This is a genomic window from Xenophilus azovorans DSM 13620 (assembly GCF_000745855.1).
In the GTDB taxonomy this organism is placed as follows: Bacteria; Pseudomonadota; Gammaproteobacteria; order Burkholderiales; family Burkholderiaceae_C; genus Xenophilus; species Xenophilus azovorans.
The window spans coordinates 1-15,869 of sequence record NZ_JQKD01000075.1 but is presented as its reverse complement, the minus strand read 5'-3'; the positions used below and the strand labels follow the sequence as shown (position 1 = coordinate 15,869).

The following is a 15,869-nucleotide window of genomic DNA, read 5'->3' as shown; positions in this document are numbered from 1 at the left end:
GCTACCTCGGCGAACACGACCTGCTACGGGTGCGAACTGACGCCGAGAAGTTCTTGCTGCTGGCCGCGCTCAACCTCGTGGAGTGCGTTGCCTACGTCGGAGCGCAACTGCAGCCCTGATGAACCGCGTGCGGCCGGTCAAGATGGGATGACTGGACGCTCACGCTCGAAGCGTCACATCCTTCCAGCTTCTCGCTGACGTCCTCGCCGACGCGTGTCATCGGCGCTGTGCAACCCGGGCTCGGGCAGGTGGCGCCTCGGGCTTGTGGTGGTGCTCGACGCGCCGCAAGTGATCGGGCAGCGGCTCGCGCCGGGGCTTGCGCTTGGGTTTGTCGCCGGCTCCCTCGGGTGCCTCCTCGCCGCGCAACTGATCGATCTGTGCCTGCAGGGCCGCCTCGTCCTCGGGCCCCCTCGTCCTCGGCGCATGTCTCCTCGAACAGCCGGCGCTGCTCGGCACTCATCGCCTCGGTCTTGGCGCCGAACTTCCAGCGCTTCAGGCGCGCCAGCTCGATAATTTCTCTTCGATGTGGCGAGCCAGCGCTACCGGCTATGCTCGCGCGCCCAACGCATCCACGATGAACTTCGGGACCTCGATGTCGTTGACCTTGAAGCCCTCAATCAGATGCTCCTTGAACCCTGGGGTACCCCTGAAGTGCTGCTCAATGTAGAACAGCTTTTCGTAGTTGTCCGGATGCTTCTTGTAAAGTAGCGCATCCTTCTGAAAGAACTTCGCCCTCTCAACTGCAGACTCTCGCTCTAATGCGCGCGGTTGCGCAGGATGGAACACGCGCACGTCATGCGCATAGGGCACCTTGCCCACCTCAGTCAATCGCCAACCGAAGTCCGTGTCTTCTCTGAAATGGGGGCGATCAAATTGCAGGTCGAAACCGCCAAGGTATTGGAAAGCAGCCGACCGCACCATCAGATTGGCCGTCAAGAACCCGATACCTTCGCAGTTCACATTCGACACAGGGCGCCAGTCCTGATCGTCCAGATGATCAGAGTAGACCATTCCTTCGACTCCGACCACCTCGGAATCAACAAAGTACTTGCGTGACTCCACGAGCCATTCCGGCACCGGCTGACAATCATCGTCAACGAACGCAAGGATCCTCCCCTGCGCCAACATGGCCCCAGTATTACGCGCACGCACAGCACCCTTAACGGGCGTGTGAAAGTACGTGAGCGGGAACCCATGCGTGCCCGACGCACCCGACCAGCGCTGCGCGCTCTGGTCGACGATGACAACCTCGAAATCGCGTTCTATTTGCCGGCTCAGGCAATGCATCAAAGCGTCAAGCTGCGAATGCCGCTCGTACGACGGAATGACGACCGAATATAACGGGCGCGCCTGCCCGGCGATTTTTCGCCGCGATTCGACAAAGCACCCCAACTGCGAGGAAATTCGTTCCCAAGAGTACCCTTCTTCGACACACGCTCGCGCGTTCTTCGACATCTGCTCGTACAAGGCTTTGTCGTTCACGAGATTGGCGATGGCGCGCGAAAATGTTTTGAGCACCGCGGGCACTTGGACCATGGCGGCACGGCCGGCAGTTTCAATGCCGCGCGCGCCAATCGGCGTTGACACGACAGGCAGTCCCAACGCCATGAAGTCGAACATCTTGATGTTCGTGCCCGACCCAGACAGCATGGGATTGATCCCAAGATCCGCGGCCTTTAGCCAAGTGATCTTCTCCGCCTCGCTGAGCTGACCGGTCACCCGCAGATTCGGTGTGTTGCTGCGCTGGATCGCCGTGCCTACACCGCCGGCGATGACGAAAACGACATGCGGCATAGCGGGCGCCAAGACATCGGCAATGAACTCTGCGGCCTCGACGTTCGGCCCATACGCACTGCCAATGAAGATGGTGACCTTGGCGTTTTCAGCCACGCCAAGGTCAGCGCGTGCGCGCAATTTTTCCTCCGGCGTTGCCGGGAGGTCACGAAACGCCATCACGCCATTCGGCACGACGCGCATATTCTCCAGAGGAAAGCCGTAAAGCCTATTGAATCGAAGCAGATCCTCGTGGGAGCAGGCCAAGATCCACTGCGCCCCCCAACCGCATTCGTTCTCATCTTCAATCACACCTCGGAGCAAATTGCGCTCGACGGCGTTGCCACAATTGAGGAGCTGTGCGCGCAGGTAGCCTTCAACATTATGTGAGTCATAGATCAGCACTTGGTCGGGACGCAAAACGTCCTTCACCAAGGGATAAATCCACGGGTGTGAGAAGAACACCACGTCCGCATTGACGGCCGCCTGCCTTGCGGTATTCACATAGTCAGGCGACAAGTGCGCTTGCTGACTGAACGCCAGATCAATCACGACCTTGTCGCCCGACTTCGACTTCATGTCGTCTGCGGCCGCATGATGCGCTGCGGTCAGCGGAATATCAACTTCTCGCAGCGTGGGACTGAGCTGATGGGATCGATAGGGCTCGCCTGGCCAGTCATAAGTGCCAACGTACGTGCAATCAATCTCCGAGCCAAGGTCGTGGTACAGCCCCAGTAAGCGAAGGCGCCCTCCCCCTACAGGCGGATCAATGGGCTGCATGTCCAGAACACAAACATTCGTACGTCGATCATAGGTTCGCGGACTTGGCGCCAACGCTGCCTCGATCAGTTGACGTGCAACAGCCTCCCACGACGACATCGACTTCGGCAGGCGCATACCGTTTTCACCCAGTAGCCGTGCCAGATCGCGATCCACATACAGGCTCTCCATGGCCTCCTTGATGGCCTGCGGATTGGGCAGACAGAGGAAGCCGTTCTCCCGGTTGCGAACGATCCGCGCGGGCTCGCCAGAGTCGGTACAGGTGATGACGGGCTTCCCGCTCGCGAAGGCTTCGATCGTGATATAGCCAAAGTCTTCGCGCAGCGGCGTGAAGGGCACGGCCAGTGCACCCGCGTAAAGCTCAATCAATTCTTCATCGTCGATCCGGCCGAGAAACTCAATGCGCTCATCCCCACCCGCCAGCGCCATCAGCGCCTGCTCGGCTTCACCCTCGCCGGCAATCTTGAGCTTGAGTGGCATCGTGGAGGCCAGCACCGCCTTGATCGCTAGATCCACGCGTTTCCAGCGGTGCAAGCGACCGGGCAAGAAGAAGTAGTCGCCGTACGGCCCTGTCCTGAAACGATTGACCACCAGCGGCGGGTGAAGCACATCGGCCTCCAGACCACGCCACCGGTAGAGGCGCCTGGCCGTCTCCGCACCATTGGCAAACCGCGCCTTGGCCGATTGGATTGCGTCGAATTCAATCGCATGCAGCCGTGCACGATGATTGAGATCCGTGGGCGAAGGCGTCGGCCATTGTTCGTCGAACATGTCGTCGAATACCCGCACCGTGTGGATTAAATTCATCACGTGCGCCGGATGCTTTATCGCATAGGTGGGCGCCTTGGTCGATATCACGACGTCAAAGGCCGACACATCCAAAGCTGCGCATCGCAAGTGGTTTTCCAGAATCGTCTGGAAGTCGGGTTCGCTCGCATCAATGAACAAAGTCTTGACATCACAACCGATCGCGGTCAACCCGTCGTACAAACCTTGAAAATGTCTCTCTGCCCCCCCGGGGGCACTGCCTGATGCCTTCGAAACTAAGAGAGCAACCCGCACGCCCGTGTAACGCTTTGGTAGATTCATTTTCTCGCCTGATCGGAATTGCTCGCGCGGATTTCATCATCTATCCGCGTAATGATTTGATCGACGCTACGCTTGGTGGGCGCTTCGCTGAACCGTGGTGCACCGATCGGCGCAGTTGCTCGAAGCGCTCCCGTCGAGCGCGCCGCCGTGTCTTTGGATGCTTTTGTCAACCTCTTGATCGCGGACGCCAAAGACGCCGCCTTGTCCTTTACAGCCCGCAGGGGCGCAGTTGCCCGCCACGAGGTGCTGTGCAGCAACTCGGAAATCTGCTGCTCATAGGCCTGGGTCAGGCGCTGGTAATGCCGCACCTGTAGTTGAAGCTCCGCGTTGGCGGCACGCAGTTCGGCCGCTTCTGCGCGCGCCTGTTGGATGGCCGACTGCGCATCCTGTGCAGACTTTTGCGCTTGTTCCACAACGTTCGCGCGCAGGTCTTGAAGGACGGAGTTCATCTGATGCACAACCTGCATTGTGTCATCCGCAAACTGCCGAGCGTCGGTGGCTGACTTGAAAGCATCTTCCGCTAACTGCCGTGCCGCTTCTGCGCGTTCGGCGGCCGCCTTGGCGGAGTCTCCAATGGCCGCGCGCGCCTCATCGCCCTGCGCATCGTGCTGTCCGGCCAACCGTTCAAGCGTCAATCCAAAGCTCCGGTTGAAAGCATCGTCAAAACGCGCGAGCAAGGCGTGTCCTCCCTTTTTTTGTGCGATCACGGCGTAGTCCGGGCTGACATTGCAAAGGACATCTACCAATCCCACGGCGCCCGGGTCGTGAAGCCTCGATGGCTCCTGTAGGCGGAGGATCTTGATGCGCTCAAAACCGCAATATTCTGACAAGAACGCCAACAAAGCGGGGGGAATGGGACGGCGGTGCGTCGGATCCATATAGAAGGTGTGAGCGCCGACCTGCAGATTTTCTGGATTTGGCGTTTCCATGATCAAAAGGCCACCAGGCGCCAGGACACGCATCGCCTGCTTGACCAATTGCTGCAGTGCCTCGAAAGGGATGTGCTCCACCACGTGGAATGCGGACACTACATGAACGCTGTCGTCGTGCAACTCGTTCAGGAACGCGATGGCGTCGCCCAGATGAACATTCAACTGCCGCTGCACGCATGCAGCCAACATGCCTTCGTCGGAGTCAACGCCCTCAGCAGTAAAACCTTCGTCTCGCAGCAGTTCTAGCCACTCGCCGCGACCACACCCCAGATCAACTGCCCTGAGCGTGTTGGTCGTACTCTTCAACGGATGCAGAAAGGGCAGGTACGCGCGCAGGCGCGACGCAATCAATTCTCGCGACCCGCGGAATCTATTTTCAAAAGCTCGGTAGAACCCTGTATCCATCATTAAGCCTCGTAGAGACGCATTACCAAACTCGACAACGCGCTTTACCCCTTCCCAAGATTCTGCGCATCATTCGAATAGTTGTGCGTCGGCTAAGCGATTGGCGCACGCGTCCTTGTCGGACAATGTGTATTCAATGCCCACACTTGGCCACGCTATCGCCAAGTCCGAATCGCTCCATAAAATGCAGCGCTCATGGACAGGTGCATAAAAATCGGTCGTCTTGTACAGAAACTCCGCGTACTCGCTCAACACCAAGAAACCATGCGCGAAGCCTTCGGGCACCCAGAGCTGGCGATGATTGTCTTCCGACAATTCGACTCCAACCCATTGGCCGAAGGTGAGGGACGACTTACGGATATCGACGGCAACGTCGAATACCGCGCCGCGCACGCACCGCACCAACTTGCCTTGCGGCTGTTGGATCTGGTAATGAAGTCCACGAAGCACACCTCTGCGCGAACGCGAATGGTTGTCCTGTAGGAAGCCCACATGCCGACCGACGATCTCGTCGAAAGCCTTCTGATTGAAGCTCTCCATAAAGAATCCGCGGTCATCCCCAAAGACCTTGGGCTCTAGGATCAGGACTTCAGGAATGACAGTTGATGTAACTCTCATCGCGGCGCTCCTTCCTTCAAGATCCGCATGAGGTATTGGCCATAGCCGCTCTTCTTCAAAGAATCAGCAAGCTTCAATATCTGCTCCGCATGGATCCAGCCTGCGCGCCAAGCAATTTCTTCCGGACAGGCGATCTTCAGTCCCTGCCGGTGCTCCAGCGTGGCAATGAACTGCCCCGCTTCCAGCAGGCTTTCATGCGTGCCCGTGTCCAGCCATGCATAGCCGCGCTGCATGATCTGCACGTTCAACCGGCCCTTGTTCAGGTAGGCCTCGTTGACAGCCGTGATCTCCAGTTCGCCGCGCGCGCTGGGCTTGACCGCCTTGGCGATGTCCACGACCTGCTCGTCGTAGAAATACAGGCCCGTCACGGCGTAGCTGCTCTTGGGCTGGGCCGGCTTTTCCTCGATGCTGCTGGCCTTGCCCCGGGCGTCGAAGGCGACGACACCGTAGCGCTCGGGATCGTGGACGTGGTAGGCGAACACGGTGGCGCCGGCCCGCTGCGCATCGGCATTCTTCAGCAGCACCGCCAGGTCGTGGCCATAGAAGATGTTGTCGCCCAGCACCAGCGCGCTGGGCGCGTCGCCGATGAACTTGTCGCCGATGATGAACGCCTGCGCCAGACCGTCGGGGCTGGGCTGGACGGCGTATTGCAGGTTGATGCCCCACTGGCTGCCATCGCCCAGCAGCTGCTGGAAGCGCGGCGTGTCCTGCGGCGTGCTGATGATCAGGATGTCCCTCATGCCGCCCAGCATCAGCGTGCTGAGGGGGTAGTAGATCATCGGCTTGTCATACACCGGCAACAGTTGCTTGCTGATGGCCAGGGTGGCCGGGTGCAGCCGGGTGCCGGAGCCGCCGGCCAGGATGATGCCCTTGCGTTGCTGTGTCATCGGGTCCTCTCTGTTTGTTGTGCTGGAGATGTCTCAAGCTCCGGAGCGCTTCGGCCGCCCATCGGCAGGGCCCAGGGCCGTGTACCTAGAGCGTTTCGCGCAGCATGCGCGTCACGCCATCCTGCCACGACGGCAGTTGCAGGCCGAAAGTTTGACGCAGCTTCGATGTATCGAGGCGCGAATTGCCCGGACGCCTGGCCGGCGTGGGGAAGGCGCTGGTCGGCACCGGCGCCACGGCGTCGGGGCCGGCCTTCAGCTCGACGCCGGCCGCCTGCGCCTGGGCCAGCACGAAGCGGGCATAGCCGTGCCATGTGGTCACGCCGTCGGCCACCAGGTGGTACAGGCCGGCCTTCTTGTCCGGCTCCCGAAGCGTGTCGCGGATGGCGTGCGCCGTCACGTCGGCCAGCAGCTCCGCGCCGGTGGGCGCACCGAATTGGTCGTCGATGACGGTGAGGCGCTCGCGTTCCTTCGCCAGCCGCAGCATGGTCTTGGCGAAGTTGCCGCCGCGCGCGGCGTACACCCAGCTCGTACGGAAGATGAGGTGCCGCGGGCAGTGGGCAGCCACAAGCTGCTCGCCTTCGAGCTTGGTGCGGCCGTAGACGCTCAGAGGGCCAGTCGCGTCGTCTTCCTTCCAGGGCTGGTCGCCGCTGCCGTCGAAGACATAGTCGGTGGAGTAGTGGACCATCAGCGCGCCGATGCGCTGCGCTGCTGTAGCGATCACGCCGGGGCTGGTGGTATTGAGGGTCCGCGCCAGCTCCGGTTCGCTCTCGGCCTTGTCCACAGCGGTGTGGGCGGCAGCGTTGACGATGACGTCGGGTCGCACCTTCTCCACGGTGGAGGCCAGCGCATCGGGCTGGCTGAAATCGGCATGCAGATCGGTGCTGTCGAAGTCCAGCGCCACCAGTTCGCCCAGCGGCGCCAGGCTGCGCTGCAGTTCCCAGCCGACCTGGCCGCCCTTGCCGAAGAGCAGGATCTTCATGCCTTGCCTTCGTATTGCTTGCTCACCCACTCGCGGTACGCGCCGCTTTGCACGTTGCGCACCCATTCCCCGTTCGCCAGGTACCACTCCACCGTCTTGCGGATGCCGCTGTCGAAGGTCTCGGCGGGCGTCCAGCCAAGTTCGCGCTCCAGCTTGCGCGCGTCGATGGCGTAGCGCCGGTCGTGGCCGGGGCGATCGGTCACGTAGGTGATCTGATCGGCATAGGGCCTGCCGTCGTCACGGGGGCGCAGTTCATCGAGCAGCGCGCAGATGGTGCGCACGATCTCGATGTTGGGCTTCTCGTTCCAGCCGCCGACGTTGTAGGTCTCGCCCAGGTGGCCGGCCTCCAGCACGCGGCGGATGGCGCTGCAGTGGTCCTTCACGTAGAGCCAGTCGCGTACCTGCATGCCGTCGCCGTACACGGGCAGCGGCTTGCCGGCCAGCGCGTTGACGATCATCAGCGGGATCAGCTTCTCGGGGAAATGGAAGGGCCCGTAGTTGTTGGAGCAGTTGGTGGTCAGCACCGGCAGCCCGTAGGTGTGGTGCCAGGCGCGCACCAGATGGTCGCTGGCGGCCTTGCTGGCCGAGTAGGGGCTGTTGGGCTCGTACCTGTTCTCTTCGGTGAAGGCCGGGTCCGTGGGCTTGAGGGTGCCGTACACCTCGTCGGTGGAGACGTGCAGGAAGCGGAACGCGGATTTGGCGTCGCCTTCCAGGCCGGCCCAGTAGCCTCGCACCGACTCCAGCAAGTGGAAGGTGCCCAGCACGTTGGTCTGGATGAAGTCGCCCGGGCCGTGGATGGAACGGTCGACGTGCGACTCGGCCGCGAAGTTGACGACCGCGCGCGGCCGGTGCTCGGCCAGCAGTCGATCGACCAGCGCACCATCGCCGATGTCCCCATGCACGAAGATGTGCCGCGGATCGTCCTTGACGGAGGCCAGCGTCTCCAGGTTGCCTGCGTAGGTGAGTTTGTCGAGGTTGACGACGGGTTCGTCTTGTCTCGCGAGCCAGTCGAGGACGAAGTTGGCGCCGATGAAGCCGGCGCCACCGGTGACCAGGATCATGGGATGGCCTGTTTCCGTTGATTTGAAGAACAATGGGCCGCCAGGGCGACCCGGGCGAATTATCTATGGCTCACCCGTGCCTATCGGCCATCCGGCCTGCCCCTGGCCACGAAGCTGCAACCGGGTGTGGAGGAATCGTTGGTTCGAGTTCTGACTTTCGCATTTTCACGAATTCTTTTGTATTAAATTTCCATCCTCTTTTGAGATCGAGTCGACCATGGACACACTTGTTGCAGTCAGTTCCATTCGCCCTGTCGTCCTGTGCGGCGGCAGTGGCACCCGCCTTTGGCCGCTGTCCCGCAAGGCCCTGCCCAAGCAGTTCGTCCCCCTTGTGGGCAGCAAGAGCCTGTTGCAACTCACACTGGAACGGCTGAGCGCACTGTCGAAGCAGGTCATCTGCGTCACGGCAGAAGAGCATCGCTTCCTGGTCCAGGAGTCGATGGAAGCTGCCGGCATCGAGGGGCACGAGGTGCTGGAACCGGTAGCGCGCAACACGGCGGCGGCTATGGCAGCGGCCGCGCTGCTGGCCGATGCCGACGAGCTGCTGCTCTTCGCTCCTGCTGACCACCATGTGCCCGATGCACAGGCGTTCGCCGCCACCATCCAGCAGGGGGCCGATGCTGCGCGAGCCGGCCACATCGTCACCTTCGGCGTCGTGCCTACCTTCCCGAGCACTGCCTACGGCTACATCCAGCCAGGAGCGGAACTGCCGGGCACCGAGAGCCGTCAGGTGGCGCGCTTCGTCGAGAAACCCGCCGCCGACCGCGCCCAGGCGATGCTGCTGGAAGGCGGCTATCTCTGGAACGCCGGTATCTTCCTGGTGCGCGCCGGCACGCTAATCGAGGCATTGCGCAAGCACACGCCGGACATCCTGGCGGCCAGCCAGAAGGCCGTGACCGCCAGCAGCACCGACGGCTCGTTCATCCGTCTCGACCGCATCGCCTTCGAGGCCTGCCGCAGCGAGAGCATCGACTACGCCGTGCTGGAAAAGCACGACAAAGTGGCGGTGATCCCCTTTGCCGGCGCGTGGAGCGACGTCGGCAGCTGGAACGCGGTGGCCAGCCTGCAGCCTGCCGACGAGGCGGGCAATCGCGCCTCCGGCCGCGCGGTGATGCTGCACGCGAAGAACACCTTCGTCCATGCGCCGCTGCGCCCCGTGGTCGCGCTGGGCACGGAGGATCTCGTCGTCGTCGACACGCAGGACGCTGTGCTGGTGGCCCGGGCCGACTGTGTGGAGCAGGTCAAGGACGTGGTGGCCCTCATGACCAGGGATGGCCACAACGAGGCCACCGAGCACCGCCGCGTGGCACGCCCCTGGGGCGCCTACGACAGCATCGACCACGGCGAACGCTTCCAGGTCAAGCGGCTGACGGTCAAGCCCGGCGCCAAGCTGTCGCTGCAGATGCACCATCACCGCGCCGAGCACTGGGTCGTGGTCAAGGGCACGGCCAAGGTCACGCGCGGCGACGAGACGCTGCTGGTGCAGGAGAACGAGTCCGTCTACATCCCGCTGGGCACCGTGCACCGGCTCGAGAATCCGGGCAAGGTGATGCTGGAGGTGATCGAAGTGCAGTCTGGCGGCTACCTGGGCGAAGACGACATCGTGCGCTATGAAGACACCTATGGCCGGGTCGTGCCGGTCAATCGGCCGCAGCAGGGCTAACCAAATCAACGGTCTCCAGGCCCAGGCCGAGCCTCCGCTCGTCCTGGCTTTCGCCGGCTGCGGCGGGAGACGTGGCGCCGGATACCTCCACGCGCACGAAGAGGAGGGGTCCTCGGATCAAATCGGCATCCCAGTCGACCGACCATTCGAGCAGGCCAGTGGCCTCATCGTGAACTCGCTCCCGGCACGAACGATCGTTGACGAACACCTGTGCTTTCGGTGCCGTAGATCCGCCTGGCGGTCGATACAGGCGTCCACGCAATCGAAACTCAAGCCCTGATGCAGTGGCATCGACGGCCTCTACAGCGAGTGGAATCAGAAGAATCGCCTGGTGGTCTTCACTCCAGACGCCCCAGTGCTCTGGCTGGTGCCACCCAGCTCCAAGCCAAGAACGCTCGGCCCGCCCTGCCGACAGACGGTATTCCTGTTCGCACCTCAGCGTCGGAACCTCCGGCAGTCCTTCGGTGAACTCAGATAAGCCCCAACGCCCCCCGAATATCTGGTCCAGCACATCATCGGCAAAGCCACCGTTCTCCAAGACACAGGCATTGCGTCGAGTTGGCAGCCACGAGGGCCAGTTGCGCCCGACCGCAGAAACGCCCGCGAAAGCGCGCAGCGCATCGATCGACGCAATCGCGGGTCCGACAGGAAGCCATGGCGAACATGACGGGGGCAACTGTGCCGCGTTGTTGCGATCGTCTTGCAGCAGTTGCCGGACATCCCGACAGCCAAAATACGGCGCCTCCTTGAGCGCCCCGGAGGACAGTGCGCCGACGAATTGCAGGTTCTCGGCACACATCAGTTCGTATGCATTGACGTTGATCAACGCGGCATTGGGCACAACCTGCAGCAGTTGCCTGAGCTGGCCTAGATCCGGCTGATATGGATGCGCCTTCACAGCCAACAGGTCGACCTCCCTGGCCCACTGCGCGATCTGATCGACAAAGTCCGAAGGGCGGGCCAAGCGAGCTCCACTGACGAGCGCCAAGTCCACTTCCGTTTGACCTAGAAACAAGCCCACGCGTACATCACGCCCCAAAATAAATCCTTGGCCTCGGCGTGCAAAAAAACCCTTCAGTCCGGCTGCCGCCGCCCAGAAGACTTCATCATTCGGGCGCAACAGTTCCAACTGACGACGAATCACTACGTCGTTGGTCCTCGCGGATAGAAAGAGGTGACGCGCGAAGCGCAGGGAATACACCTCCACATCGATGAACGCGACCCCTTGCGCATGAATGAATCGCATGAGCGATGGAGGCATGCCCCAGCCGATAACCAAGCTCTCGCAACTCAAGGCAAGCGAGGCCAAGGCAGAAGCGCCAGGCGTGAGGTCGGCCACACATGCAGCAGCCCATCCTTCCGGCGAGGAAGGTAATCCAAGATCGCTCAGGAGATTGGCAACGGGAAGCGCACCTTTCTGCGACTCCGCACAGACCTCTCGCACATCCCAACCCAATCGCCGGGCAGCCACTTCGAAGAAGGCGCGAAGGAAACGTCTGTTGGTTGGGTGGGGCTGGAGACCGCTCTCTTCTCCACGAAAGATGTCATCTATAAAGATCAGTTCGCGGAATCTAGTCACACAAAGCTCTTTTGAAGATCGAATCAAGGCACACAACCGCCGCACTGGCCCGCGCCGAACGATACGCGAAAACATCAATGTATGCAGAGAGTACGATCCATGAGATTCAATACGTCGTTCAAGCGATGCGACGCGGCCGCAGTTGGCGCTTGACAGCCCCCTACCAGGCTCCGGGAAGAATCTCAAATAGGAAGGGCTCCTCGCTGAGCCCGCTCCCTCCCAAGTCAGCCTCCACTTCTGCAGTTTGGGCGTCTCCACGCAGCCGCACCATGTGCGCGTCGAGACGCGCGAGATAGTGAACAGTCACATATCGCAGCGCAGCATAAAAGCACCACAGATTGGGTTAGAGTGGCCCGCAGGAGACAACCCCTGGGGTCCTCATGACCAGGAAAGCGCCACGACGCACCGCGCAACGCATCCTCGAAGCTGCGCTCGACCTGTTCAACCGCTTCGGCGAGCCGAACGTGTCGACGACGCTGATCGCGGCCGAGCTGGGCATCAGCCCCGGCAACCTCTACTACCACTACCCCGCCAAGGACACGCTGGTCAACCGGCTGCATGAGGAGTTCGAGGCGGCGCTGGCCGAACTGCTGGCCGATGGTCCACGCGTGCGTGAGGTCTCTGCGGCGCACCGCTTCGTGGCGGCTCTGTTCCACCTGATCTGGCGCTACCGCTTCCTCTACCGCGACCAGAGCGATCTGCTCAGCCGCAACCGGCACCTGGAGGCGCGGCTGCAGAAGCTGCTGCTCGACAAGGAGGCTTCGCTGCGCGGCGCCATCGCCGGCCTGGCCGGTGCCGGCCACCTGGCCATCACCGCCGACGAGGCCGACACGCTGGCACGCAGCATGGTGGTGGTGCTGACCTACTGGTTCAACTTCGAGTACGCGACCAATCCGCGCGAGGCACTGGAACCGGCGCACGCCGACCAGGCACTCGCACGCGGCTGCCGCCACGTGCTGCAGCTGGTCACACCCTACATGCCGCCGGCCAGCCGCGTGCAGTTGCCTGCGTTGGACGCCGTGCCCGCGACCGAGGATGATGCAGCCGAACCCGCCTGAAACCCACCGCATGTCCGCGCCACAGTTCACTCCCCTTCCCCTGTTCGGCGGCGCCGACATCCGCGCCCCGGCGCCGCCTGCCTGGGCGCCGCTGCCCATGGCCGGCGTGCCCCGCTTCGACGCCGCCATGGTGCTGGCGCAGTGGCCGCGCCTGCATGCCGGCCAGCCCCTGCCACCGCCGTCCGACCCTGCCCTGGCAGATGCCTGGGCGCTTTACCACAGCGGCGACTTTGCGGCCGCCGCTGCGGCCGGGCTGGCGCTGGGAGACGACGGCGCCAGTCTGGCGGATCAGGCCACCGCCATCTACGCCAATTACGTCGAGCCGCGCGAGGCCACGCGGCTGGCGTTGTTCCGCCAGGTGGGTGACCGGGCACACGCCCGTGCCATCGCCCACCCCGAGGACTGCCAGGCCCTCTACTGGCACGCCTACGCGCTCGGCCGTTACGCCCAGGCCGTGAGCGTGGCCCGGGCGTTGGCACAGGGCCTGGGCGGCAAGCTCAAGCAGACGCTGGAGCGCATCATCGAGTTGCAGCCGACCCATGCCGATGCGCACTTCGCGCTGGGTGCCTTTCATGCGGAAGTGATCGACAAGGTGGGGCCGCTGGTGGGCCGCATGACCTATGGCGTGCGTGCCGATACGGCTGTCGCCTTGTTCGAACGCGGGCTGGAGGTCAATCCGCATTCGGCCGCTGGCCTGATGGAATACGCTCGCGCCCTGCTTGCGCTTGAAGATGAGGCGAAGCTGGCACATGCCACGCGCCTGTTCGAGCAAGCCGCTGCAATCGAGCCACTCGACGCCCGTGAACTTCTGGACGTGGAACTCGCTCGAGCAGGGCTGCAGGAGTGATCCCACGCGCTACTCCGTCGCCAGCCCCCGAGGCGCCTCCTTGATCCTCACAAGTCTCAAAAAGAGGCCCAGCCGCCGTGCGTCGTCACTCTCACCAATATCGATCGGACGTTGCGGATGCGCTGGGATGATCTCCAAGACGTTGGTGGACGACACGTGGCGAAACGCCGCGGTGTTCAACGACCCAAGCTCGGAAAAAGTCATGCGGCGTTCAACGTTACCAGCGCGGATGCGCACGGGAGCACCGACGCTACCGCGATACGAGGCGGCATCGATTTCGACGTCGAACGCAGTCGGCAAGGGCTCCTTGAAATGCAGGCGCACGGTGGCGGCCACGTCAGCATCGGACCACCGGCCACCTTCTTCATGATGCGATAGCCCATCCACCTTTGTGAGGAAATCCGGCAAGCCGTACCGGCGGACCTCATAGCCATCGCTCAGTTGCGCAGGATAGCGGCGAGCCGCCAAGCGTGCCCTGACGCGCGCTACCTCGTCCTGCTGCGTCCAGCGGCTCGAACGCCAGCTGAGCGACAACTTTCCAGAAGCGTCGATGACATGCACATGGACGGCGTCATCCAACCGGCCCCACACCGCACAATAGCCATCGGTGCGCGGCGTGTGCCAAGCCACCGCAATTCGTTCGCAACGATCAATCCACACGAATCGGTCGTCATTCGACAACTCCTGAAACAAGTCTACTGCATCGAACTCCTCGAACGCATCGAAGTCGAAACGCGGAAGCGCTTCGCCGCGGTCAGTCACCTGAAGCAATACAGGAAATCGCACCCACTGCCCGCCAAACTCGATCTTCTGCTCGCTCAGATCGACCATGATCTCGCGACCCAGATAGCGACGGCCCCAGAACGCCAAGATGCTGTCACGCCAGCTTGCCAGATCGGCATCGAAGTCGTTGCGCCCCGCCGCCAGCGAAGGCTTTCGCAGAATGTCCCGGCCAAGGCCATAGGAAACATCCAGCCCTATCAGGTTAATCACCGTCACACCAGCATCGAGCACGGTGCCAGGTGTGTCGATCTGCCTGCCCTCCGGCTGGCTCGGGTCCAGCACCATGAAGAGTTCCTTGCGGGGATAGGTCTCGAGTTGCTGGTAGACCGGGTTGTTCATCGCCAGGTGATCGGAGGCAATGACGATCACGGTGTCACGGCCGCCTGGCGCAGCACGGATCTTCCGCACGAATTCGCCGAGCAGCCGGTCGCTGCAGGCCACGGCATTGAGCATGCTGTTGCGCCCATCGCCATAACGCACGCCCTCGCGCAGGCAGCGGGGCGACAGGAAGCCGTCGTAGTGGTGCGTGTCCAGGGTCAGCAGGAACAGCCCGAAGCGCTGGCCCGCCGCCGACAGCGCCTGGTACCGCTCGAAGGCGCGGTCGAGCAGGAAGTCGTCGTAGTAGCCCCATGCATTGAGCGGCGTCGCCGCATCTCCGCCAAGGGTGGCCAGGTTCTCGCGCCCATAGATGTGCTGGAACCCATGCGTGTTGTAGAAGTTGCCCTTGCCGGAGAACGTCAGGGAGGCGCCTTGCATGAAGGTCAGGTCGAAGCCGCTGTCCCTGAGGACGGTGCCCGCGCAGGTGGCTCCCGGCATGAAGGTGTCGAGCCCGGACGAGGCATTGCCGTGATGAACGGCAAAGAGCGGCGTGCCACATTGCGAAGCCACCATGCCGGCAATGGTGAACTCCGAGCCAGGCACCTGAACCAGCTCCGAAAAATCCAGGGCCTCAGCACGCAGTGCTTTCAGGTTCGGCATCAGCCCCGGAAACAGGCGCTCGTCGAAATAGTTACGCTCCAGGCTTTCCGCATAGATGTAGACGAGGTTGCGCACCTGTGCCGCTTCGCCGTATGCGTCCGGCCAACCCACATTGAAGTTCGATAGCCGGCCAAGGATGCTTGTGTCCACGGACTTTTGCGTGGACACATGGACACTTTGGAAACGAACACAGCGGTTGCGGCACCGCCCAAGCGCAGTTGGCGGCGGCACTCTGACGAGTTCAGGGCACGGATCATCGAGTTGGCACGCCAGCCGAACACGTCGGTGGCCGCGGTGGCGCTGGCCAACGGGCTGAATGCGAACATGCTGCGCCGCTGGGTGCGCGAGTCCGAGGCTGCCGGCAAAGCCGCCACCGAGGTGGCGCAGCCGCGTGATGTGGTCACGCCGGCGTTCATGCAGTTGCCGATGTCCGCGCA

At 62.4% G+C, this 15,869-nt stretch carries 12 protein-coding genes; 4 read left to right on the top strand and 8 right to left on the bottom strand.

Going from position 1 to position 15,869, the window contains the following annotated elements:
• Positions 1-546: 546 nt before the first annotated feature.
• The 6 genes from Q392_RS32290 to rfbB form a co-directional block, all read right to left on the bottom strand.
• Entirely contained in the window at positions 547-3,642 is a 3,096-nt protein-coding gene (locus Q392_RS32290; protein ID WP_084217380.1) for a glycosyltransferase, read from the bottom strand.
• On the bottom strand, positions 3,639-4,982 hold the full coding sequence (locus Q392_RS32285; protein WP_084217379.1) for a class I SAM-dependent methyltransferase: 1,344 nt from the start codon (positions 4,980-4,982) through the stop codon (positions 3,639-3,641). Before Q392_RS32285 ends, Q392_RS32290 begins: the two co-directional genes overlap by 4 nt.
• A 66-nt stretch (positions 4,983-5,048) precedes the next feature.
• Complete coding sequence (rfbC, locus tag Q392_RS24520) at positions 5,049-5,597, bottom strand: dTDP-4-dehydrorhamnose 3,5-epimerase (RefSeq protein ID WP_038214087.1); 549 nt, start codon at positions 5,595-5,597, stop codon at positions 5,049-5,051.
• Positions 5,594-6,484, bottom strand: a complete 891-nt coding sequence (gene rfbA, locus Q392_RS24515; RefSeq protein ID WP_038214084.1) for a glucose-1-phosphate thymidylyltransferase RfbA — start codon at positions 6,482-6,484, stop codon at positions 5,594-5,596. The genes rfbC and rfbA overlap by 4 nt, the downstream gene beginning before the upstream one ends.
• Before the next feature lie 85 nt (positions 6,485-6,569).
• Positions 6,570-7,463 carry a dTDP-4-dehydrorhamnose reductase gene (rfbD, locus tag Q392_RS24510; protein WP_038214081.1) on the bottom strand — a complete coding sequence of 298 codons (894 nt, stop codon included), beginning with the start codon at positions 7,461-7,463 and terminating at the stop codon, positions 6,570-6,572.
• Positions 7,460-8,524, bottom strand: a complete 1,065-nt coding sequence (gene rfbB, locus Q392_RS24505; protein ID WP_038214080.1) for a dTDP-glucose 4,6-dehydratase — start codon at positions 8,522-8,524, stop codon at positions 7,460-7,462. The genes rfbD and rfbB overlap by 4 nt, the downstream gene beginning before the upstream one ends.
• A 217-nt stretch (positions 8,525-8,741) precedes the next feature.
• On the opposite strand from rfbB, the gene Q392_RS24500 reads away from it, so the two are divergent.
• Complete coding sequence (locus Q392_RS24500) at positions 8,742-10,187, top strand: mannose-1-phosphate guanylyltransferase/mannose-6-phosphate isomerase (RefSeq protein ID WP_038214078.1); 1,446 nt, start codon at positions 8,742-8,744, stop codon at positions 10,185-10,187.
• Here Q392_RS24500 and Q392_RS33020 read toward each other — a convergent pair.
• Positions 10,165-11,841 (bottom strand): hypothetical protein, encoded by a 1,677-nt coding sequence (locus Q392_RS33020; RefSeq protein ID WP_211260292.1) that lies wholly within the window; start codon positions 11,839-11,841, stop codon positions 10,165-10,167. The two genes, Q392_RS24500 and Q392_RS33020, sit on opposite strands and share 23 nt — an antisense overlap.
• Positions 11,842-12,146: 305 nt before the next feature.
• Between Q392_RS33020 and Q392_RS24490 the strand changes: the two genes are divergently transcribed.
• Both Q392_RS24490 and Q392_RS24485 read left to right on the top strand, forming a co-directional pair.
• Complete coding sequence (locus tag Q392_RS24490; RefSeq protein WP_038214072.1) at positions 12,147-12,824, top strand: TetR/AcrR family transcriptional regulator; 678 nt, start codon at positions 12,147-12,149, stop codon at positions 12,822-12,824.
• A 10-nt stretch (positions 12,825-12,834) separates the two neighbouring features.
• Positions 12,835-13,671: a tetratricopeptide repeat protein gene (locus tag Q392_RS24485; protein ID WP_211260293.1), complete on the top strand. Its 837-nt coding sequence runs from the start codon at positions 12,835-12,837 to the stop codon at positions 13,669-13,671.
• Positions 13,672-13,680: 9 nt separating this feature from the next.
• On the opposite strand, the gene Q392_RS24480 is transcribed toward Q392_RS24485, so the two are convergent.
• The gene (locus Q392_RS24480; RefSeq protein ID WP_169748341.1) at positions 13,681-15,582 is read right to left on the bottom strand and encodes a DUF7024 domain-containing protein; all 1,902 of its coding nucleotides are present in this window, start codon (positions 15,580-15,582) and stop codon (positions 13,681-13,683) included.
• Positions 15,583-15,600: 18 nt separating this feature from the next.
• Between Q392_RS24480 and Q392_RS34240 the strand changes: the two genes are divergently transcribed.
• Positions 15,601-15,869, top strand: a 269-nt coding sequence (locus Q392_RS34240) for a transposase (RefSeq protein WP_157008323.1), incomplete at its 3' end; no start/stop codon positions are given.